The following is a 21553-nucleotide window of genomic DNA, read 5'->3' on the forward strand; positions in this document are numbered from 1 at the left end:
GCCCCCGGCTTCCCTTTCGTCAACTGCACAAGCCTCATGGAGCCGGATAGACCGGCTTGCCGGTGGCGGTTTCGTGCGGATAGATCGAGATGAATTTTATGTGCTCGTGCTCGTCGAGCACGAGCTGCCCGAGCGGCGTCAACTCGCCGATCTGGCCGCCCATTTCGTCGAGCGCGAAGGTGCCGTCGAGCGTCTTGAGCTGGCCGGACAGGCTGAACACCGCGCGCCGCAGCTCCATCTGGTCAAGCGAGGCAGCAACCGACAGCGTCTTCTCGATCACGAGCCCGGTGGTATATCCGGCGACAGCATTGAAGCCAAACTCGATCTTGCCGTCGGGATATTTCTTGTCCCAGGCGGCTTTGTAATCCTTCATGGTCATACCGAAATTGACGGGATAGTCCAATTCGGAAGGCGGCACGTAGGTCCACACGTGTTCGAGCCCCTTCTCGCCGACATTCTTCTCAAGTAGCTCGGTTTCAAGGCCGGCATAGATCGCGAACAGCATCTTGAACTTGATGCCGACGTCCTGAACGTTGCGCAGGAACGCGATGTCGTTGGGCGCGTAGCCGAAATGGATAACGGCGTCCGGATTGGTATTGTTGATGTTGTTGATGATGACGGTGTAGTTCGTGGTTTCGGTCGGAATGCCCTGGTCGTAGACGATCTCGATGGGCGCGCCGGAGTCCTTGACGAACTTGCGGAACGCGTTGGCCTGCGTGCCCGTGAATTCGTTGGTCGAGTAAAGAATGGCGATTTTCTTGATGCCCAGTCCCGGCCCGTCATGGGTGATAAAATCCGCGACCGGTTTCGGCCAGATGGTCGATACCGGGTCCGCCATCAGCGCGATATAAGGATTGTCCTTGGAGAAGAAGCTCGCCCCGGTCCCGGTCTGGTCGAACAGGAAGAACTTGTGGTCGCGGGCGATCGCAACCGCCGGCGCGGTCAGCACCGAGCCGGAATCCGCAACCAACAGATCGACCTTGTCCTGGGTGATGAGCTGGTTGTAGAGCGTCGAGGCAGTCGCGGTGTTGCTCTGGTCGTCATAGGCGACAAGCTTTACGGGAATCTTCTTGTCGAACGCCTTCACATAGACGCCGCCCTCGGCGTTTTTCTGGTCGGCCCAGAGTTTCAGCGCGCTGTGGACCGGCATCGAGATCGAGGCATAGCGCCCGGACGACGCATAGAGCGTGCCGATCTTGATCTCCGCCGGCGCGTCCGCGGCAAATGCCGGTGCGGCAAGCGCAAAACCCGCCGCCAGCAGCGCGCCCGTGATCTTGAACATGAATTCCTCCCGATTTTCTTCACTTTGTCGCGGGCAATCTAGCCCGGCGCCTTGCGGTCATACAAGCGTTCCAGCCTTAGCAATAGTTCGTATGCCGGAATACGCGGCATGCAAGAAGCGTTGCTGGACCGTTGACGGGCGATAGTCAAATGTCGCATCAAGATCGATACAGCCGGGCCACGCGGCCCGGAGTTCGGGAGGCAACAAAGACATGGCAGAGCCAGCGCGCGCGCGACCGAAACCGACGCCGGAGACCCAGCATTTCTGGGATGGCACAAAGGCCGGCGAATTGCGCCTGCAGCGCTGCGACGCCTGTGCCAACGTCTACTTCCCGCCGCGCCCGTTTTGTCCCTCCTGTGCCTCGCGCAAGGTCAGCGTTTTCAAGGCCTCTGGCAAGGGCAAGCTTTACAGCTACGTGATCCATCACCGCCCGGTGCCGGGTTTTACGCCGCCTTATGCCATCGCGGTGGTGGAGTTGGACGAAGGCCCGCGGATGATGAGCAACATCGTCGATTGCCCGCAGACGCCGGAGGCGCTCGAACTCGACATGAAGCTCGAAGTCGCGTTCGAAAAGCTCGACGACAATATCACCCTTCCCTTGTTCCGTCCGGCGAAGGGCTGACATCATGCGCAGGAATCAAGTTGCCGTCGTTGGCGCCGCTGAGACCACCGAACTCGGCGTTATTCCCAATGTCTCGCAGATCCAGTTGCACGCGGATGCCGCGCTCAACGCCATTGCGGACGCCGGCCTAAAACTGTCCGACATCGACGGCTTTGCCACCGCGGTCGAGACGCCGCAGCAGATCGCGCATTATCTCGGCATCACGCCGACCTGGGTCGACGGCACGTCCGTCGGCGGCTGCTCGTTCATGCTTCATGTCCGCCACGCCGCGGCTGCGATCGAGGCCGGTCTCTGCAAGACCGTGCTGATCACCCATGCCGAAAGCGGCAAGTCGAATATCGGCCGCACGCCGCGCATGGTCGGTCCCGACAGTCTTAACGGCCAGTTCGAATTGCCTTACGGCGTCTCGACCCCGGCCAGCATGTTTCCGATTCCCGTGCTGCGCTACATGAAAACCCACGGCATCACCCATGAGCAGATCGCCATGGTCGCGGTGGTGCAGCGCGAATGGGCCGCGAAGAATCCACGCGCCACCATGAAGGCGCCGATCACGGTCGAAGACGTGCTGAATTCGCGGATGATCGCCTATCCGTTCCGCATCCTGCAATGTTGTCTTGTCACCGACGGCGGCGGCGCGCTGATCCTGACCTCGGCCGACCGCGCAAAAGACTTTCCAAAGAAGCCAGTCTACATCCTCGGCACCGGCGAGAGCGTGGAAACGCCGATGGTCAGCCAGATGCAGACGTTTGATAGTTCGCGCGCGTTCAAGGTGGCGGGGCCGCTGGCGTTCAAGGAAGCCGGCATCACGCATAACGACGTCGATCATCTGATGATCTACGACGCGTTCGCGCATCTGCCGCTCTATGGTCTCGGCGATCTCGGCTTCATGCCGCATGAAGAGGCCGGCAAATTCATCGCCGACGGCAACACGCGGCCCGGCGGCAAGCTGCCGCTCAACACCAATGGCGGCGGCTTGAGCTACATGCATTCCGGCATGTACGGCATGTACGCGCTGCAGGAGAGCGTCCGGCAAATGCGCGGCATCGCCCCCGCACAGGTCAAGGATGCGAAGATCTCGGTCTGCCACGGGGTCGGCGGCATGTTCGCGGCGTCGGGGACGATTATTTTTACGAACGAGAAATGAGCATCACGTGAGAGAGAAAAAGCTCTTTCCACTCCCTCGCCCCGCCCTTCGCGGGGAGAGGGTTGGGGTGAGGGGCTCTCTCCACGCATTCAGACTCGCGGAGAGTCCCCCTCACCCGGATCGCTGAGCGATCCGACCTCTCCCCGCAGGCGGGGCGAGGTAAGAAAACGAACACCCGGGAGAACCCAAATGACAAAATCACTGGACGGCAAATCCATCATCGTCACCGGCGCAGGCCGCGGCATCGGCCGTGAGATCGCGCTATTGTGTGCCGCGGAAGGCGCGAAGGTCGTGGTCAACGATCCCGGGGTTGCCGCCGACGGTTCGGGGTCAAGCGCCTCGCCGGCCGAGGAAGTCGTTGAGGAGATCAAGAAGCGCGGCGGCACGGCGGTGGCGAATTTCGAAACCGTGGCGGAAGCGATTCCGGCGAGCCGGATCGTCAAGGCGGCGACTGATCACTTCGGCAAGCTCGACGGCGTCGTCAACAATGCCGGCATCCTGCGCGACATGATCTTCCATAAAATGAGTGTGGAAGCCTTCGAATCCGTCATCAAGGTTCATCTGATGGGGTCGTTCTATGTCTCGCACGCCGCAGCACGGCTGTTCCGCGAGCAGGAGAGCGGCTCGTTCGTTCACTTCACCTCGACCTCCGGCCTCGTCGGCAATTTCGGCCAGGCCAATTACGCTGCAGCGAAACTAGGCATCGTCGGTCTATCGAAATCGATCGCGCTCGATATGAACCGTTTCAATGTGCGGTCGAACTGCGTCTCGCCGTTCGCCTGGAGCCGCCTGATCGGCACCATTCCGACAGAAACCGAGGCGGAGAAGGCCCGCGTCGCAAAGATCCAGCAGATGGGGCCGGAAAAGATCGCGCCGATCGTGGCATTCCTGCTCAGCGATGCCGCCAAGGACGTCACCGGACAAATTTTCGCGGTGCGGATGAACGAGATCTTCCTGATGAGCCAGTCGCGCCCCTTGCGCTCGATCCATCGCGGCGAAGGCTGGACGCCGCAGACCATTGCCGAACACGGCATGCCGGCGCTGAAATCGTCATTCTACAAGCTCGACCGCTCCGCGGATGTCTTTAACTGGGACGCGATTTGAGGTCGCCGATTTTCAGCCTATCTCAGGTTGCTTTTCAAAAAACGCCTGCTTTATGCCTGATTGCTGACAAATAATTTCCTCCCAACAAAAAAATCTGGGAGGAAACCATGACAAGTCCACTGACCTTTCCCGACAACCAACCCCTCAACCGCCGCAACCTGATCAAGGGCGCGGCGGCGCTGGCCGCAACGGCCGCGACCATGAAAGCGGCCTCCGCGGCAACGGCCGTCACGCCATTGGGCCAAACGGGCGCCCTAACCCCGTCAACCGAACCGCTGCCGTTGGGACCGCTAACCGGGGGCCGCTATCCGGATTCTCACTTGGAGTCTCTCAAAAAGCCCAAGGTTTCATTCGGACCTACCGGTTTCCCGGCCTTCGCCGGCACCATGGCGGTTGAGCGCGTCGCGACCGGATTCCGCTGGGCCGAGGGCCCGGTCTACTTCCCGGCTGGCCGCTACGTGCTGTTCAGCGACATTCCCAACAACCGCATCATGCGCTTCTCGGAGGATGACGGTCACCTGAGCGTATTCCGCCAGCCGTCGATGAACTCGAACGGCAACACCATTGATCGGGAAGGACGCCTGATCACTTGCGAACATAGCGGCCGACGGGTCACCCGGACCGAACTCGACGGCTCGATCACCATCATCGCCGACAAGTACAATGGCAAGAAGCTGAACTCGCCGAACGACGCGGTTGTCGCTTCCGACGGTTCGATCTGGTTCACCGATCCCATCTACGGCATCGGCGGCTATTATGAGGGCGTCAAAGCCGAGCCTGAGCAGGAAAAGCACAACGTCTACCGGGTCGACCCGAAATCCGGTGACATCAGGGTTGTCATCGATGACTTCGTGGAGCCCAACGGCATTGCCCTCTCGCCTGACGAGAAGAAGCTCTATGTCATCGATACCGGATTCACGGACGGGCCGGATAACCCGTCGCATATCCGCGTGTTCGACCTGAATGTTGAGGTGGGAAAGGTGGGGAACAACAAAGTCTTTGCGGACATGCCCAAGCCCAGCATTACCGACGGGATACGCTGTGACACCGCCGGGCGTGTTTGGTGCTCCGTGGGTTGGGGCGATCCGAACGAGGACGGCGTGCGCTGCTACACTCCTGACGGCGATTTGCTCGGCAAGATCCACATACCGGAAACGGTCGCCAATCTGTGCTTCGGCGGTCAGCAACGAAACAGACTTTACATCTGCGGCTCGACTTCGCTCTATGCAGTCTACACGAGTGTGCAGGGCGCTCTGAAGCCATGACCAGCTCCGAGGCATCAGTGCAGAGCGCGCATAACTGCTGAAACAGGCGAATAGGAAGTGGCGAGTGGCGAATAGGGTTATTCTATTCGCCATTCGCTATTCGCGTCTCAAATCACCCGCTATTCCTCAGCCCCGCCGAAATCCCGTTGATGGTGATCTGGATGCCGCGCAGCACCTGTTCATCGGGATTTTGCGCGCGATGCTCCTTCAACAGCTCGACCTGCACGTGGTTGAGCGGATCGAGATAGGGGAAGCGGTTGCGGATCGAGCGTTCCAAGAGCGGGTTGCCCTGCAGCAGCCGCTCCTGCGCCATGATGTCGAGCAGCAAGTCGATCGAGGTTTGCCATTCCTGTCGGATGCGCCCAAAAATCTTTTCGCGCAGCGCATTGTCCGGCACCAGCTCGGCATAGCGCGAGGCGATCGCGATCGAGCTTTTCGCCAGCACCATGTCCATGTTCGACAACAGGGTGCGGAAGAACGGCCAATCGCGGTAGAGTTCTCTGAGGAACGGCATGCCCTTGTCGGGATGCTCCTTGATCCAGGCCTCCACCGCGCTGCCAAAACCGTACCATCCCGGCAGCATCAGCCGGCATTGCGCCCAGCTGAACACCCATGGGATCGCGCGGAGGTCCTCGATCTCGCGGGTTTTCTTGCGCGACGCCGGCCGGCTGCCGATGTTGAGCGTGGCGATTTCGGTGATCACGGTGGACGCCCAGAAATAATCGGCAAAGCCTTCGGTTTCATAGACCAGCCCGCGATAGGCCTTGAAGGCTAGCGCCGACAACTGGTCCATCGCTTCGAGATATTCGTGCCGCGGCGCGTTCTGCCGCGGGTGCAACAGGCTGGCCTCGAGCGTGGCGGCGGCGAGAATTTCCAGATTGTTGCGGCCGACTTCGGCGTTGGAATATTTGCTGGAGATGATTTCGCCCTGCTCGGTGATCCTGATCTGGCCGTTCACCGCGCCGCCCGGCTGCGCAATGATGGCGTCGTAGCTCGGCCCGCCGCCGCGGCCGACCGAACCGCCGCGGCCGTGAAACAGCCTTAAGCGCACATGGTGGCGCTCGAACACGTCGACGAGACCGATCTCGGCCTTGTAGAGCTCCCAGCCCGAGGTGACGAAGCCGCCGTCCTTGTTGCTGTCGGAATAGCCGAGCATTACCTCCTGCACCGAGCCGCGGCTATCCACCAAGCGGCGGTAATCGTGCATCGACAGCATCCGGTCCATGATGCCGCTCGAGGCCTGCAAATCCTCGATGGTCTCGAACAGCGGCACGATATTGATCGCGCTGCGGCCCGAGGGGTCGACCAGGCCGACCTCTTTGAGCAGCAGTGCGATTTCCAGCATGTCGGAGACCCCCTTGCACATCGAGATGATGCATTGGGGGATCACGTCGGCGCCGAACTTGGCATGCGCCTCGGCGGCGGCGTGGAACACCGCGAGCTCGCCCACGGTCTCCTCGCTGTATTTCACGAAGGCTGACGTCAGCGGCCGCGCATTGCGCAGTTCAGAGGTGAGAAGCGCGATCCGCGCCTCTTCGTTGAGCGCCAGATAGGACATGCCGGGCATGGCCGCGTCGATCAATTCCGCGACCGTACGCTCGTGCACGGCCGAATTCTGCCGCATGTCCAGACGGGCCAGGTGGAAACCGAAGCAATCCACGGCGCGGCGCAAATAGCGCAGCCGTCCGCGCGCGATCACGCGCGAATTGTTCGAGATCAGCGAACGATGCAGGACGTCGAGATCGGCCTTGAACTCCCCGACATCAGCATAGGGCGCGGCGGCGCCGACCGGCGGCCGCATGGTTTCCACATCCAGCCGCGCGGCGGTCGCGGTGAGCCGGGCGTAGATGCCGGATACCGCCAGCCGATAAGGCTCGCCGCTCCGGTGCGGCGAGGTATCAGGCGAACGCTCGGCGAGCGCGCGCAGATCCTTGGAGACATCAGCCAGATGCGCCGCCAGCGACAGTTCGGCGCCGAGCAAATGCAGTTCCTCGAGATAGAAGCGCACGATGCGGCTCGACTGCATCTTCAGCGTTCCGCGCATCACGTCTGCGGTGACGAACGGGTTGCCGTCGCGGTCGCCGCCGATCCAGCTTCCCATCTTTAAGAACGAGGCGAGCTCGGAGGCCGCGCTATCGCCCTCGTTGAGCCGGTCCTCGAGCGCGCAGTGCAGCTGCGGCACCTCATGCAGGAAGGTGTAGTCGTAGAACGACAAGCCGTTGGCGACCTCGTCGAGCACGGTGAGCTTGGTCCGGCGCAACAGATTGGTCTGCCACAAAGTCAACACAGCGCGGCGCAACTGCTCGTCGTCGGCCTCGATCTCCTGAGGGGTGAGCTGGATGCGTTCGCGCCGGTCCAACAGCGCGGCGATTTCCATTTCGCGGTCGATGGTGCTCTTGCGGCGCACTTCGGTCGGGTGCGCGGTCAGAACCGGACCGACCAGGGCGGTTGCGAAGAACTTGCGCAGGTCGGCAGTGCTGATGCCGGCGGTCCGCGCATGCGCCAAGGTCTGCGCCAAGGTTCCCGAGCGCGGCGCGCCGCCATTGTCGGAGCGCGTCCGCATCTGGCGGATGTTGTTCTGGTCCTCTGCGATATTGGCGAGATGCGAAAAATAGCTGAAGGCGCGCACGATGCGCAAGGTCTGGCTGATCGACATGCTGTCGAGGATGATTTCGAGCTCGCGCCGCGCCGGCCGGTCGTCGTCGCGGTGAAACCGGATCGAGGTCTGCCGGATGCGTTCGACCAGGTCGAACACGTCGGCGCCTTCCTGGTCGCGCACGGTGTCGCCGAGAATGCGCCCGAGCAGCCGGATGTCATTCCGCAGCCGGGCATCTTCTTCAAGCGCCTGCGCTTCGTCGGCGCGATTGGACCTGAGCTCAGTATCGGAAGGCATGATCTGGGGTGACATGGCGCGATGCTCCAGAAAGTGCCCGGCAGCCACTGAGTCGCAATTTTTTGGGTTTCGCGCAAGAGTAAGAAAAGGGCGGCCATACGGGTGGTGTTCCTCATCCTGAGGAGCGGCCCCTTGGCCGCGTCTCGAAGGATGGGCCACGGGCCTCATGGTTCGAGACGGCGCAAGGGCGCCTCCTCACCATGAGGGGCAGCTATTTATCCCGATCGTGTCAAATCCTCCTCCCCGCCCTTTCCCAATAGGGATCGCGCAGGCGGCGTTTGAAGATCTTGCCGGAATCCTCGCGGGGCAGATTTTTTTGGATTTCGACGTGTTTTGGCACTTTGTAATCGGCCAGCGACGTCTTCAATTGCGTCCTGATGTCGGTGATATCCAGTGTTACGCCGGCCTGCGGTTCGACCACCGCCATCAGCGCCTCTCCGAATTCCTCGTCAGGGATGCCGAACACCGCGCAATCGTGCACGCCGGGAAGGGCATGCAGCGCGGCCTCGATTTCGGCCGGATAGATGTTGACGCCGCCCGAGATCACCATGTCGCGCTTGCGGTCGCAGATGAAGACATAGCCGTCCGCATCGATATAGCCGACATCGCCCGAGGTGATAAAACCGTCGCGCTCGATCTCGGCGCGTTTTTCCGGCTTGTTGTGATAGGTGAAATCCGGATTTTGTACGATCTTCGAATAAATCTCGCCGATCTCGCCTTGCGGCAGCGGGTCACCGTTCTCGCCGAGAAAGCGCAGCTCGACGCCGTCAAGGATCTTGCCGACCGTGCCGGGTTTTTTCAGTGCATCCTCGGAACTGGCAAAAGTGAGGGCGGTCGCTTCGGTGCTGCCGTAATATTCAGAGATCACCGGTCCCCACCATTCGATCATTGCGCGCTTAACATCGGCGGGACAGGGCGCGGCGGCATGGACGACATGGCGCAGCGAGGAGGTGTCATATTTCCTGCGTACCGTCTCCGGCAGCTTCATGAGCCGGACGAACATCGTCGGCACCATGAACAGAGTGTCGATCCTCTCGACCTCGATCAGCCGCAGAAATTCCTCCGGATCGAAGCGCGGCATCAGCACCAGCGTGCCGCCGAGGCGGCCGGCGCGCAGGCCGAACGAATTCGGCGCCGAATGATAAAGCGGCCCCGGCAAGAGCGCCCGTACACCCGGCTTCAAGCCGTAGATCAGCGTGCGCAGGCGTTCCGCCGCAACACTCTGCTCGGGCGTCGGTGCATTGCGCCGGACGCCCTTGGGATGGCCCGTCGTGCCCGAGGTGTAGATCATGTTCTGCGGCTGCGGCAGCGCCGGGCCGTCATAGGGGGCCTGCCGCTCGAGCCAGGATTCGAGGTCGATTGCAAAATCGGGCATGCCGAGATGGTCGGGGTCTATCTTGTACTGCTTTAGGATTTCCGGCGGCGTCGGGGCGCCGAGGACGGTAATTCCGGCGGGAATCACCTCGCGCAACTGATGCAGCATGTCGGCATGGCCGATCAGCACCGACGTGCCGGAGTCCTTCAGCACGTAATTGATCTCGTCCGGCTTGAAGTGCCAGTTGATCGGCACGCCGTAGGCCCCGAGCCGCATCGCGGCATAGGCCGCCTCGATGAAGGCGATGTCGTTGCGCATCAGGATGCAGACGCTGTCGCCCGGCTTGACGCCAAGCCGGTGCAAGCCGCCGGCGATACGCTCAGTGCGACCGGCGATTTCGGCGTGGCTGCGCTTCCGCTCGCCGCTGGTAACGCCGAGGAAAGGCGATTCTCTATCGTTCATTTTTCTTTTTCATTGTGGGAGAACACTTGGTGTTTCCGTCATCACCGGGCAAAAGCGCGAAGCGCGTCTTCGCGCTGGATGTCCCGGTGATCCACGTCTTCCTTCGGTTGTCGTAAAGCGAAGACGTGGATGGCCGGGACGAGTGTACGGCCCGGGGACATGGGTAACACCGTTCGGAGACATGGGTAACACAGGTTCATTGAACATCATTTCGCAGATCGATGCATGCGATTTGGTGAGCTCCGAAGAAGACACCGAACTTGCCATCCGTGGCGAGGGGCCTGATGGCCAGAAGCTCGCCACGGAAGGCTTCCGGAGCGCGCCAGCGCCGTTTACCGAAGCGGAAGTTGGCCTTTTGCGCGCTGGCCCTGCGCACGATCGCCCCTTCCTCATATTCTGGCTCGCGCAGCTTGCCTGGCAATGAACGGGAACTTGGCCGATACCGGTTTGATGGCACGTCATAGTTCAAGGATTGGTGCGGACGCTCGGTATTATAGACGTGCCGCCAACGGTCGAATGCCTTCTGCAGCTCGCGCGCGGTTCTGAATGTCGTCATGGACAGTACTTCGGCCTTCAGTGTGCGATGGAAGCGCTCGTTCTTACCTTTGGTCTGTGGATGATGCGGGCGCGCGTAGATAACGTCGACGCCGAGCTTGAGCAACCAGACACGGAGTTTGGTCCATCGGACCTCAGAGCAAGTGCCCCAAGGCACGCCGTTGTCGACCAGGAACGCGTTCGGCAGGCCATAGCGGCGGAACGTCTGTTCGAGGTGCTGCTGGACCGTCTCACTCTGCTCATTGGTGCAGGCCTGTAGGCACAGGGCATAGCGAGAGTGGTCGTCGACCATGGTGAGCGGGTGACACATCTGTCGATCGCCCAGAGCGAAGCGTCCCTTGAAGTCCATCTGCCAGACGTCGTTGGGAGCCGGATGCTCGAAGCGGGTGTATTGCGGTGGCTGCGCAGGTGGCGGGATGCGGTCATGCCGGCTCAAAATGGCGTGGACCGTCGATGCCACCGGTACGCTCTCGAGTTCGTCCTCCAGACGGCGGCGGATCTTGCGCGCGCCCCACGCCGGATGCGCATCCCGGATCTCCAAAACTGCCGCTTCGATCCCCTGGGGGCTTCGCTTTGGAGACACGTACGGACGCCGGGAGCGATCCCGCGCCCATTCCTTCTCGTCGGCAATCGCCCTAGCCAACCATTTGTAGCCAGTCTTCGGACTGATGCCGAACCGACGGCACAGCTCCCGCCGGTTTACGTCCGGCTGCCGGAACAGCCGAACGAACTCTTTCCTCTGATCCATGAATGACACCTCGCGCCACGGCATGTCGGCCTCCTGAGCCTGTCCATGCCGCCGATGTGTTACCCATGTCTCCGAACGGTGTTACCCATGTCCCCGGGCCGTATAACGAGCCCGGCCATGACGAGAAGTGCGGCTAGAGGTCGGCGAAGCGGGGTGCGCGCTTTTCCATGTTGGCGTGCACGGCCTCCGTCTGATTGGGACTGCCCAACAGCTTCTGCTGCTCGACGGATTCGGCGAGTAGCGCAGGACCCGGATCGACGGAAAGCTTGTTCAGCATGCGTTTTGCCGCGCGGATGGCATCCGGGCTCTTGCCGGCGATCTCGCGGGCGACCTCGAAGGCGGCCGCCCGCGGATCGTCGCAGATCCGGGTCGCAAGGCCGTAAGCGAGCGCCTCCTGCGCCGAGAAGATCCGGCCGGTAAAGGTCAATTCACGCAGGATATCGTCGCGAACAAGACTGGCCAGGATCGGCGTCCCCGCCATATCCGGCACCAATCCCCATTTGATCTCCATGATCGACATTCGCGCGTCTGGGCTGAGAAACCGCATGTCGGCGCCGAGCGCGAGCTGAAAGCCGCCACCGAACGCCACGCCCTGGATCGCGGCAATCACCGGGACCGGAAGCTGGCGCCAACCCCAGACCGCCTGTTGCGGGAAATTGGCCAGCCCATGGGTGCGCACGGTCAGGTCGCGCTTCTCGCCGCCCGCTATCCCGTTACCGCCGCTTTCCTTCATGGCGGCGAACCGGCCCATATCCAAACCGGCACAAAACGCCCGGCCCTCGCCGGACAAAACCACCGCCCGCAGGCTTTTTTCGTGGGCGAGCCGCTCGGAGGTGGCGACCAGCGCGTCGAACATCGCGGCATCCAGCGCGTTCATCTTGTCCGCCCGCACCAGGCGGACGTCGGCGACGCCTGCTGAGATCGTGACCTCGACCCGCTGTTCCATCGGAAGTTCTCCCCAGTTCTTCTTCGTTGTTGCCGCTTTACAGAAAGGCGTCGGGCGGATTTAGTCAATCAACCAATTAACAGATATTTCCTTGGGACGGGAACCATCCAATGTTCAGCGAAAATCTTCTCAATGGCCGACGCATCCTTGTCACCGGTGGCGGCACTGGCTTAGGCAAATCTATGGCGGCGCGCTTCCTCGAACTGGGCGCTGAGGTCCATATTTGCGGCAGGCGGAAAATCGTCTGCGACGAGACCGCGACCGAATTGATGGACCTCCATGGCGGCCGGGTCATGAGCCACGGCGTCGATATCCGCAACCCACTCGCGGTCGACGAGATGATCGAGACCATTTTCCGCGAGGGCCCGCTCACCGACCTCATCAACAACGCCGCCGGCAATTTCATCTCGCGCACCGAGGATTTGACGCCGCGCGGTTTTGATGCGGTCGCCAATATCGTGATGCACGGCACGTTCTATGTCACCCATGCGGTGGGCAAGCGGTGGATCGCCGAAAAGCAACGCGGCAATGTGGTGTCGATCACGGTGACCTGGGTCCGCAACGGCAGCCCCTATGTGGTGCCGTCGGCAATGAGCAAGTCCGCGATCCACGCCATGACCATGTCGCTCGCGACCGAATGGGGGCGCTACGGCATCAGGCTGAACACGATCGCACCCGGCGAGATTCCGACCGAAGGCATGAGCAAGCGAATAAAGCCCGGCGACGAAGCCGGCGCGCGCACCAAAGCGATGAACCCGATGGGCCGCGTCGGCAAGATGGAAGAACTGCAAAACCTCGCGGTGTTCCTGATTTCCGGCGGCTGCGACTGGATCAACGGCGAGACCATCGCCATGGACGGCGCCCAGGCGCTCGCCATGGGCGGCAATTTCTACCAACTGCGCGACTGGTCGGACGCCGACTGGACGGCGGCGCGGGAACAGATCAAGGCGCAGAACGAAAAGGACAAGGCGGCAAGGGGATAAAGTGGTCGTCCCTGCGAAAGCAGGGACCCATAACCACCGCCGCTAATTTTACGAAGGCAACGAGCTCCATTGCCTTACCGATGGGCCGCGGCGTATGGGTCCCTGCTTTCGCAGGGACGACGTTACTGTATTGTTTTTAGCGCGAGATAACGCCAAAATCCGCGCAACGAAAACAAAACAGCGACGGGGGAAACATGTCCGAAGAACCGGCAAACCTTGCCGATATGGTGCGCGCGCGGGCGAAGAGCCGCGGCAACGCCACCGCCTTCGAATTCGAGGGACGCTCAACCAGTTTTGTCGAGTTCGATATCAAAACAAACCGCGTTGCTAACGCGCTGATCGCGCTCGGCATCGCACCGGGCGAGCGCATCGCCTATCTCGGCAAGAACAGCGACATCTATTTTGAACTGCTGTTAGGTGCGATCAAAGCCAAGGTGGTAATGGCGCCGGTGAACTGGCGGCTCGCAGGCCCCGAGGTCGCCTTCATTGTCGCCGATTGCAAGGCGCCGGTGTTGTTCGTCGGACCTGAATTGGTTACGCTGGTGCGCAATATCAAGCCGCAATTGCCGGACTTGCGCTACGTGATTGCGACCGAAGGCGGCGCGCCGGAATCGCTCGACTACACCGCCTGGCGCGATGCGCAGAACGGCGACGATCCCAAAATTCCGATCGACCGCAAGGACATCGCGATCCAGCTCTATACCTCCGGCACCACAGGCAAGCCCAAAGGCGCGATGCTGTCGCATGCCAATTTTTTCAATCTGGTGCAGACCGGTAATGAGGCCGAAAAGCCCGAATGGAATAAATGGACGACTGATGACGTCTCGCTGGTGGCGATGCCGATCTTCCACATCGGCGGCTCCGGCTGGGGCGTGATGGGCCTCTATCACGGCGCCAAGGGCGTGATCGCGAGGGAGTTCGATCCCACAAAAGTGCTGGATTTCTTCGAACAGTCCGGGATCACAAAATTGTTCATGGTGCCAGCCGCGATGCAGTTCGTGGTGCGGCAGCCGCGTGCGCGCGAGGTGGACTTTGCGAAGCTCAAATACATGCTCTATGGCGCTTCGCCGATTCCGGCGGCGCTTCTGAAGGAATGCATCGAAGTATTCAAATGCGGTTTTGTCCAAATGTACGGCATGACCGAGACCACCGGCACCATCGTGGCGCTGCCGCCGGAAGATCATGTCGAGGGATTGGAGCGGATGCGCTCGGCCGGCAAGGCGCTGCCTGGCGTCGAGCTCGCGATCGTCGATCCCAATGGCAAACGTTTGCCGCCGGGCGAAGTCGGCGAGATCGCGACGCGCTCCGGCTCCAACATGGCCGGCTACTGGAATTTGCCCGAGGCGACCGCCAGGGCGCTCGATGCCGACGGCTGGCTGCGCACTGGAGATGCCGGCTACATGGACAGCGACGGCTATCTCTACATCCACGACCGCATCAAGGACATGATCATCTCCGGCGGCGAGAACATCTATCCCGCCGAAGTCGAGAGCGCGATCTGCGACCATCCTGATGTGGCCGAAGTCGCCGTGATCGGCGTGCCCGACGACAAATGGGGCGAAGCGGTCAAGGCGATCGTGGTGATGAAGCAAGGCAAGAAAGCGGCGGCCTCCGACATCATCAACTTCACCCGCGAACGCATTGCGGGTTTTAAAACGCCGAAGACGGTGGATTTTATCGAGGCGCTGCCGCGCAACGCGTCGGGCAAGATATTGCGACGCCATCTGCGCGATCCCTATTGGGCGGGGAAAGATCGGCAGGTGAATTAAACGTCGTCGGAACGGGCGTCAGCGAGAGAGCAAATTCGGTGTCGTCCCTGCGAACGCAGGGATCCATACGCCGCGGCTTCTCGGTTTGGCATGCGGGGAGACGGCTTTCGTAACAACGACCCCTTGCGGTTATGGGTCCCTGCTTTCGCAGGGACGACGGGTTGATAAAGCGCGCGCCCCTCCCCTTCAGTGCTTCCCCGCCCCCATATATCCGAACAAGAATCCCGCCACCTTCCGCTTCTGGATTTCCTCGCTGCCTTCGGTGATGCGGTAGCGGCGGTGGTGGCGGTAGATGTGCAACGGCTTGTGTATTAGTCCGCTTTGCCCCCGATAGCGGACTCAAGCCGGTCATCGTGGCATGTCCGAAAACCTTCACAACAGCGGAAGTGTGGGCGCGATCTAATGAACGTGTGTTCAAGCACCTGTCCCTGATTTACCTGTTGCGCGGAGGAACTTAGAAGCTCCGTGATGATTAGCACTGCACACGTTTATTATTGGAGTGAGGAAATGAAAAAGTTAGCTATCGCATTTGCTGTCGGCGCAGCCGCGCTGCTCGGTGGTTCCGCTGCAAACGCGGCGGACAACACGGTGAAGGCGAAAGCCGCAACCGATGTAACGCAGCAGTCTACTGACTTCAGCTCGCGTGGTCGGCACTACCGCCACTATGGCTACCGCCACTATGGCTATCGTCACTATGGCTATCGTCACTACCGCCCATATTACGGCAACAGCTACGGCTACGCTCCGCGTCCGTACTATGGCGGTTACGGCAACAGTTATGGTTATGGCGGTCCGAGCGTAACGTTTGGCTTCGGCGGAGGTGGATACCGAGGTTGGTAATACAAAAAAGCCCGCAGCAACGCGGGCTTTTTCTTTACAACATCGCGAGGTCTCACTGATAACCGCTTCATGTCGCCTCCGATTCTTAGCAATGACCTCTGCGGCGACCCCAGTATCCGCCGCTGCCAAACAGCAGCACCAAAATAACGATAACGAGGATCAGAAGTATCCTATGCGAGTGTTTGAGGCGGCCTTACTTCTTTGGCGCTAGCCAAGACTCAGTCACAGCGCTTTCGATGAAGTGCTGCTCACTCCTGTTGCATTGTGGGCAAGCAAACGTTCGCAAGTCTTGACCCCACATGCTCGGCTCAATCGCCGTCAGTCTCATGGGAGAACCGCAAGACGTGCATTGCGGACCTTGGTTTTGTTTGTCGAGCATGGCGTTGCTCCCTTGAAGTCAGCCCTCAGCTCTGCATCCCGAGTTCGCCAGCGAGCCAACCGGTGACTCTTGAGTTTAAAGGGTCCGCTGCAATGACGCTGATCTTAGCGTGATCGCACTTGGGGCATTCGAACAACCGCTGTTCGAACCCAACAGGCCCCGTTGAAACGAGCTCCAGCATCATCCGCGCCTGGCAACGCGAACAGCGAGGGCGCTCAATAGCGGAGAATTGTTGGGGTGAGGCCACGACGCTTCCCTGCGTTGGGCGGGAGCATTACCGACTCTCTGGCACCGATGGCTGCCGATGGCGGGGCGGCGCTGGAACCATGATGATCTTCAGGTTCCAGGGCCGCTGGTCAATATTGCTCACTTTCAAAAAATCAAATGAATTAGGAGCCACGCCCGAGGAACCTATATCGGCTGACTCTATTTGCTCCCTGTCCAAATCACGGGAGGGACACCATGAAGAAGATTCTTTTAGCGACGGTCGCTAGTCTCGCATTCGCTGCACCTTCATTCGCGCAGGACAAAACTGTCGGTCAAGCGCCGCCATCAGGCGCTTCCTCGTTCTACCTGGCTCAAGATACGGGGACGATGAAATGTCAAGTTGTCAATGCCCAGCCTGCCGCTGGTGGCAACATGAAGGTTATCGGTGCTGCTCATCGGACACAGGCAGAAGCGCAAACAGCTTTGGCGGCTGACAAAACTTGCAAGTAATGAAGTGACGGCGCGAGTACAGGGGCGGGTCTATTGGTTCGGCTCGGAATCCCGAAACTACTGACCCGCCCCGCCTCTTATGCTGCCCGACGGATGGCGTTACCCAAGACGTTCGATGAATGACGGCCTCAGTAGGTACCCCCGCGCTGAGGCCGTTTCTTTGGGACCGGGATCGCTTCTAGTCACGCTCCTTTAGTAAGGGCTTCTCATGTAGGACCGCGCTTAACAGCGAGTTGTTGACCTCGATGTGTCCGTTGTAGCTGATCAGTCCAAGCTTGCGGAATTTGTTCATGAAAGCGCTAACGCGGGATCGGGTGGTGCCGATCATCTCCGCCAAAGTTTCCTGACTGATGTTGGGACTGATCGGCTGCGGGCTGCCTTCCTTGCCGAAATTGGCGAGCAACAAGAGTAGGCGCGCAAGCCGCCGCTCGCTCGAATTGAATAGCTGGTCGATCAGGTCCTCTTCAATCCGGCTGTTGCGGGTCAGAAGATAGGTCATGAATAACTCGGAAAACTTCGGCTCGTCATGAAGCGCGGCGATCATCGCGGCTTTCGCGATTGCCGTGATCAGGCAATCTTCCATCGCCGTCGTGGTAGCGATGCGAAGCGCATGACCATTCATGCAGCCTTCGCCGAAGAACTGGCCGGGCTCTAGAATTGCGACAACGGCTTCCTTGCCTTGCTCAGACATGACAGTGAGCTTGACCCTACCTTTTTGAATGTAAAACACCGTGTCCGCGACCTCGCCTTGCTCGAACACGTGCTGATTCTTGTGAAATTCGAGGATCGTTTTCCCAAATCCGACTTTGGCGAGAAAAACCTTCGCATCAAACTCGTCATTAGCTGGCTTTCCCATAGGAGCCTCCTTTGGCTCGACGAACGTCATTTAATTCTCGCGGGCTGATCGAGCAACGGCGGCGGTCGCAGCAAGGTCATTGCTTCCGAAGCCTGCCGAAGGAGATTAATCCCGGATTGCCCGCGGTTCTACAGAGAAAGCACGGCTTCTTTGAGCGCTTCAGTTCGCTCCGCGCCGGGCGACGTCTCCCCCGCTTCCTCAAGAGCATCTACCGCAATGTCATTCGGACTGAGGGTCTCGCTCAGTAACGGTTTTCCGCTAAGGTCGCTGAGGCAAAACGTCCCGCTCCGAGCGAAAGACTCGATGCACCTGGCCGAATTGCACGGCGCATTGATCTTTATCAACGGCGAGGCAGCCTTACTCGGGCGACCTAAGGCCGCCTGCCGTCCAACCCGTATTGATTGCCTTCATCGGGTCCCCGACAACCATCTTTTGGACATGCTCGCACTTCGGACATTCGAACGTCAGAAAGTCGGAATGGGCCGGACCAGGTTCGATCCGGGACAGCATCATCCGGCCCTGACACCAAGGGCAGCGGGGCCGTTGGATGGGAAGCAGAGACGGGCAGGCATGACTATAGGCTTCGGGCATGATGCTTCCCCTGCGTTGGGCGGGAGCGCAACACTCTCAGTCACCGGTAGGTGCCGATATGAGGGACGGTGATGGAACCAGCATGCTCTTCCGGTTCGCGGAGTCGGTGGTCAATATTGCTCACATCGGAAAAGTTAAATGAAGGCGAATCGCACACTCATCTCACAACTCATTCAGGTCGTCGGGCACATCGCCGAACTTCCTGATCAGCCTATGCGATGAATTTAATCTGCGTTTGGAACGTTAAACTACACAGCATGTTGTCGCTGCACACGAATGACGTTGTGGTCACCCAATCATCCCTTGGAGGGTCAGATGAGCAAACGTAAACCGGCAACGGCGTCAAAGCACGCCCACAGCACGAAAATAGCCGCCCAACGGGCCAATCAGGCTATTATTAGAAGCCCGAAAGACAGCCCCCTGCGCGCGGTTGCGGCAGGCTCGACTGAATCGCCCCCTGAGCGTCATGACGACTCAAAACAAGAGGCTCCCCTTGTTGAGAAACCGGCGACAGCCTTACAAGATGACTGCAAACAGACGATGACGGATAACGATTCAAAGAAAGGGTTTGTTTTTTCTTCAGCCACGGCAAACGTGCGGGCTTATCAAGCAAAGCTGCTGGAAATGGCACAAGCCAACATGCAATTGGCTTTTGAATTCGCCCAGAGGCTTGCGACGATTAGGTCGCCCGTTGAAATTCTCAGCGTCATTGCAGAATTCACAAGCAAGCGGATCGCCATGTTCCAGAAGTATTCGATAGAAATGGCTGAATTAGGTACCATGCGGTGAAAAAGCCTAAGACCAAGGCCGCCTAGCGAGGTCTTTTTCAAACAGTATCGGTCAATCGCTGATCTGCCGCCGTCAATACCCATAGAGTTGGTGATCGATACGCGTGGGCAAGTATCCAAGGCATCCTGGACCTTGGGGAACTGTTTTCTGAACATGTTTCTGAACATGGTGGACATCCTCGTATTAGGGGGCGGGAGTCTACCGAACTCTCACAAGCTGGCCGAACCTCGTGAGTTTGATTCACCAAGTATAACGCAGCCGGCCCATACCGGAGTATTTCGTTGAGTTCTCGGCGAATTCACCGTCGAACCGCGCGCCGACCGAAAATCCGTTCCTGAACCCGATCTCCACGCCAGCCGACACAAGTGCCAAATCGGTGGCCGGCGCTGCGCCCGTCACGACGAAGATTGATCCGGGCAGCGCCTGGAACCCGGCGGTGATGTTCGGCGCGGACCAATTGTCGTGAGCCCAGGCGGCACGGCCAAGCAGGGTCAGTCTGGTGCTGTAGTCAATCGGAATGCTCCAGTCGAGCCAAGTGCCAAGCTCGGTGCGGGTCGTGGTGATCGTCCTGGCGTCGTAGGAAAGTGCGAAAACCGACGAGCCGGAGAGCGCAGTTTCACTGTAGGACGGCGTTCGGAAGGCCTGCACCTGCACGGCGGCATAGGGAGTGAACCCGGACTGACCCGGCCAACCCACGTTCGGAATGGCGAAGCGATATCCGCCTTCGAGCCGGCCACCAATGTCATTGGCGGAGAAATCGGCGGCCAGATGGTCGGCACCCGCCACGGTCACGAACCGGTCGGTGTTAAACTGATGAAAGCCGTAGGCGATTGCGGCCGAGACATAGGCCGCATCTACGCGCGTCGTGCTGTAGATGGCCGCCTGGAACATGTCGCTACGTCCGCTGCCTAGACCTTCCGACAAGCCATAGCGGGTAGCCCCACCCGAAAGCGCGAAGCCGGCCACGGTGTAGGGCGTGACCCGATAGTCGAGGCCAGTAGCAAAGCCGGCGTCGCTCACTGATCTGTCGTGGCTTCCAACACCCAACGCGTCACCGTTTGCATTGGTTTGCCCACCATAGCCCGCAGCCCAAACGCCCCAAGGGCGCGGATCGGGGTTCAACGCGGGAGTGACCGAGATAGCCTTGACGGGCATCATCGGAGATACGGGGCGGGTCGGCGCGAACGGGCGGTTTTCGGCGTACGGATTGGTCACCAGCGACAGGAATGAGTTCATCGCCTGGGTTCCTGCCTGCGCCGGGCCGGTACCGACTTCTCCCGAAAGCTGTGTGAACGCGCTTTGCAGTTGGCTGGGGGGCAGGAACGAGAGCAGGCTGGCGAATGCAGGCGGCAGCGTACCGCCGTTTCTGACAAAGGTATCAATGGAATTTGCGACTGCGCGTTGATTTCCCGTGGCCGAGGATGGCAGCACAGACGAAGCCGAGGCCGTGGTGGTCGTGCATGTTGTAATGGTGTTGCTATCCAACGTAACCGCACCGTTTTGTGCCAAAGCATCACCGCAGATTATTTTGGCGCTGGTATTAAGGGTGATGCTCGTCAGTGCGAGAATGTCCCCAACGAACGAAGTGCTCGTGCCAAGTGTCGCCGAACTGCCAACCCTGAAAAATACATTGCCACCCTGAGCACCGTTGATCAGCGAAATGCTCGAACCGCTGGCAGTGGTCAGCGTGCTTCCGGTGTTGATGATGAAGACTGAGTTCGGGTTGCCTTGCCCATTCAGTGTGAGGGTCCCAGTCAATTGAGCTGACGTGTTAAAACCGTAGACGCCCGCTATCAGCGTTTTGCCTCCCAGGTCCTGACCTGTCAGATTAGTGGTAATTGGCTTACCTGCCAAAACGTTGTAGGCGCTAATGTTATCAATTTGAGCTTGAGCGGCAACGGCATCGGCCACACTTATCACGCCGTTTACAATGCCAGGGGGAAACCCAGTGACCGCGGAGCCAGGGCTGACGCCGACATTTCCATTGATCACAGTCGAGCCTGTGTTGGTGACCGTTGAGCCGGCCAGAACTCCGAAGCTCCCCGCCGTCAGCAGGGACGGCGCCTGCTGCGCATGGCTGGGAGAAGTCAGGGTTGCTCCCATCAGGCCCAGGACCGCCACAGCGCCCCGAACTCCGGCCCGCTTTTCCGATGATGTCCGCACCGACGCGGGGGCGAACGAAAACCTGCTCATATGACCGTTGCCACCTGGATCGGCCTCGGCACGGTCAGACTCGGTGCATCGCGAATGTGACAACCTTAATGGACGGAGCATCTTCATCGGTGCCTCACTT

General features: G+C 60.0%; 16 protein-coding genes. 9 read left to right on the forward strand and 7 right to left on the reverse strand.

From position 1 onward, the window contains the following. Positions 1-34: 34 nt before the first annotated feature. A complete protein-coding gene (locus B5526_RS06615; RefSeq protein WP_079537492.1) occupies positions 35-1282 on the reverse strand; it encodes an ABC transporter substrate-binding protein in 1248 nt (415 codons plus the stop codon). 211 nt (positions 1283-1493) lie between these two features. Here B5526_RS06615 and B5526_RS06620 point away from each other — a divergent pair, with 211 nt between their 5' ends. The 4 genes from B5526_RS06620 to B5526_RS06635 all read left to right on the forward strand — a co-directional run bounded on the left by B5526_RS06620 (position 1494) and on the right by B5526_RS06635 (position 5417). Continuing rightward, a complete protein-coding gene (locus B5526_RS06620; protein ID WP_079537493.1) occupies positions 1494-1904 on the forward strand; it encodes a Zn-ribbon domain-containing OB-fold protein in 411 nt (136 codons plus the stop codon). A 4-nt stretch (positions 1905-1908) separates the two neighbouring features. Further along, entirely contained in the window at positions 1909-3048 is a 1140-nt protein-coding gene (locus B5526_RS06625) for a thiolase C-terminal domain-containing protein (protein WP_079537494.1), read from the forward strand. Between the two features lie 189 nt (positions 3049-3237). Then, the gene (locus B5526_RS06630; RefSeq protein ID WP_079537495.1) at positions 3238-4152 is read left to right on the forward strand and encodes an SDR family oxidoreductase; all 915 of its coding nucleotides are present in this window, start codon (positions 3238-3240) and stop codon (positions 4150-4152) included. A gap of 107 nt (positions 4153-4259) precedes the next feature. Next, positions 4260-5417, forward strand: coding sequence for an SMP-30/gluconolactonase/LRE family protein (locus tag B5526_RS06635; protein ID WP_154071173.1), 1158 nt, complete (start codon positions 4260-4262; stop codon positions 5415-5417). Positions 5418-5529: 112 nt separating this feature from the next. On the opposite strand, the gene ppc is transcribed toward B5526_RS06635, so the two are convergent. The 4 genes from ppc to B5526_RS06655 all read right to left on the reverse strand — a co-directional run bounded on the left by ppc (position 5530) and on the right by B5526_RS06655 (position 12336). Next, the gene (ppc, locus tag B5526_RS06640) at positions 5530-8325 is read right to left on the reverse strand and encodes a phosphoenolpyruvate carboxylase (RefSeq protein ID WP_079537496.1); all 2796 of its coding nucleotides are present in this window, start codon (positions 8323-8325) and stop codon (positions 5530-5532) included. Between the two features lie 214 nt (positions 8326-8539). Continuing rightward, positions 8540-10087, reverse strand: a complete 1548-nt coding sequence (locus B5526_RS06645; RefSeq protein ID WP_079537497.1) for an acyl-CoA synthetase — start codon at positions 10085-10087, stop codon at positions 8540-8542. A 196-nt stretch (positions 10088-10283) separates the two neighbouring features. Continuing rightward, positions 10284-11414, reverse strand: a complete 1131-nt coding sequence (locus B5526_RS06650; RefSeq protein WP_079537498.1) for an IS481 family transposase — start codon at positions 11412-11414, stop codon at positions 10284-10286. 109 nt (positions 11415-11523) lie between these two features. Continuing rightward, positions 11524-12336, reverse strand: a complete 813-nt coding sequence (locus B5526_RS06655) for a crotonase/enoyl-CoA hydratase family protein (protein ID WP_079537499.1) — start codon at positions 12334-12336, stop codon at positions 11524-11526. Positions 12337-12446: 110 nt separating this feature from the next. Between B5526_RS06655 and B5526_RS06660 the strand changes: the two genes are divergently transcribed. From B5526_RS06660 to B5526_RS06675, 4 genes are all read left to right on the forward strand, one after another. Further along, positions 12447-13319: an SDR family oxidoreductase gene (locus B5526_RS06660; protein WP_079537500.1), complete on the forward strand. Its 873-nt coding sequence runs from the start codon at positions 12447-12449 to the stop codon at positions 13317-13319. Positions 13320-13513: 194 nt separating this feature from the next. Continuing rightward, the gene (locus B5526_RS06665; protein ID WP_079537501.1) at positions 13514-15088 is read left to right on the forward strand and encodes a fatty acid--CoA ligase; all 1575 of its coding nucleotides are present in this window, start codon (positions 13514-13516) and stop codon (positions 15086-15088) included. A gap of 507 nt (positions 15089-15595) precedes the next feature. After that, positions 15596-15928: a hypothetical protein gene (locus B5526_RS06670; protein WP_079537502.1), complete on the forward strand. Its 333-nt coding sequence runs from the start codon at positions 15596-15598 to the stop codon at positions 15926-15928. A gap of 841 nt (positions 15929-16769) precedes the next feature. Then, entirely contained in the window at positions 16770-17024 is a 255-nt protein-coding gene (locus B5526_RS06675; RefSeq protein WP_079537503.1) for a hypothetical protein, read from the forward strand. Positions 17025-17202: 178 nt separating this feature from the next. Here B5526_RS06675 and B5526_RS06680 read toward each other — a convergent pair whose 3' ends face one another. Then, on the reverse strand, positions 17203-17880 hold the full coding sequence (locus B5526_RS06680) for a Crp/Fnr family transcriptional regulator (RefSeq protein WP_079537504.1): 678 nt from the start codon (positions 17878-17880) through the stop codon (positions 17203-17205). Between the two features lie 906 nt (positions 17881-18786). Here B5526_RS06680 and B5526_RS06685 point away from each other — a divergent pair. Then, positions 18787-19260 carry a phasin family protein gene (locus tag B5526_RS06685; protein WP_079544745.1) on the forward strand — a complete coding sequence of 158 codons (474 nt, stop codon included), beginning with the start codon at positions 18787-18789 and terminating at the stop codon, positions 19258-19260. Positions 19261-19500: 240 nt separating this feature from the next. Here the strand turns inward: B5526_RS06685 and B5526_RS06690 are convergent, their stop codons facing one another. Further along, complete coding sequence (locus B5526_RS06690) at positions 19501-21453, reverse strand: ice-binding family protein (RefSeq protein WP_172841986.1); 1953 nt, start codon at positions 21451-21453, stop codon at positions 19501-19503. Positions 21454-21553: the final 100 nt, after the last annotated feature.

It is taken from the genome of Bradyrhizobium lablabi, assembly GCF_900141755.1.
Lineage (GTDB): Bacteria > Pseudomonadota > Alphaproteobacteria > Rhizobiales > Xanthobacteraceae > Bradyrhizobium > Bradyrhizobium lablabi_A.

Excerpts from the sequence above, each read along its gene's own strand:
- B5526_RS06630 (WP_079537495.1), top strand. The coding sequence starts at position 3,238 with ATGACAAAATCACTGGACGGCAAATCCATCATCGTCACCGGCGCAGGC.
- B5526_RS06655 (WP_079537499.1), bottom strand. The coding sequence starts at position 12,336 with ATGGAACAGCGGGTCGAGGTCACGATCTCAGCAGGCGTCGCCGACGTC.
- B5526_RS06645 (WP_079537497.1), bottom strand. The coding sequence starts at position 10,087 with ATGAACGATAGAGAATCGCCTTTCCTCGGCGTTACCAGCGGCGAGCGG.
- B5526_RS06675 (WP_079537503.1), top strand. The coding sequence starts at position 16,770 with ATGAAGAAGATTCTTTTAGCGACGGTCGCTAGTCTCGCATTCGCTGCA.
- B5526_RS06615 (WP_079537492.1), bottom strand. The coding sequence starts at position 1,282 with ATGTTCAAGATCACGGGCGCGCTGCTGGCGGCGGGTTTTGCGCTTGCC.
- B5526_RS06670 (WP_079537502.1), top strand. The coding sequence starts at position 15,596 with ATGAAAAAGTTAGCTATCGCATTTGCTGTCGGCGCAGCCGCGCTGCTC.
- ppc (WP_079537496.1), bottom strand. The coding sequence starts at position 8,325 with ATGTCACCCCAGATCATGCCTTCCGATACTGAGCTCAGGTCCAATCGC.
- B5526_RS06690 (WP_172841986.1), bottom strand. The coding sequence starts at position 21,453 with ATGAGCAGGTTTTCGTTCGCCCCCGCGTCGGTGCGGACATCATCGGAA.
- B5526_RS06685 (WP_079544745.1), top strand. The coding sequence starts at position 18,787 with ATGAGCAAACGTAAACCGGCAACGGCGTCAAAGCACGCCCACAGCACG.
- B5526_RS06650 (WP_079537498.1), bottom strand. The coding sequence starts at position 11,414 with ATGCCGTGGCGCGAGGTGTCATTCATGGATCAGAGGAAAGAGTTCGTT.
- B5526_RS06635 (WP_154071173.1), top strand. The coding sequence starts at position 4,260 with ATGACAAGTCCACTGACCTTTCCCGACAACCAACCCCTCAACCGCCGC.
- B5526_RS06665 (WP_079537501.1), top strand. The coding sequence starts at position 13,514 with ATGTCCGAAGAACCGGCAAACCTTGCCGATATGGTGCGCGCGCGGGCG.
- B5526_RS06660 (WP_079537500.1), top strand. The coding sequence starts at position 12,447 with ATGTTCAGCGAAAATCTTCTCAATGGCCGACGCATCCTTGTCACCGGT.
- B5526_RS06680 (WP_079537504.1), bottom strand. The coding sequence starts at position 17,880 with ATGGGAAAGCCAGCTAATGACGAGTTTGATGCGAAGGTTTTTCTCGCC.
- B5526_RS06625 (WP_079537494.1), top strand. The coding sequence starts at position 1,909 with ATGCGCAGGAATCAAGTTGCCGTCGTTGGCGCCGCTGAGACCACCGAA.
- B5526_RS06620 (WP_079537493.1), top strand. The coding sequence starts at position 1,494 with ATGGCAGAGCCAGCGCGCGCGCGACCGAAACCGACGCCGGAGACCCAG.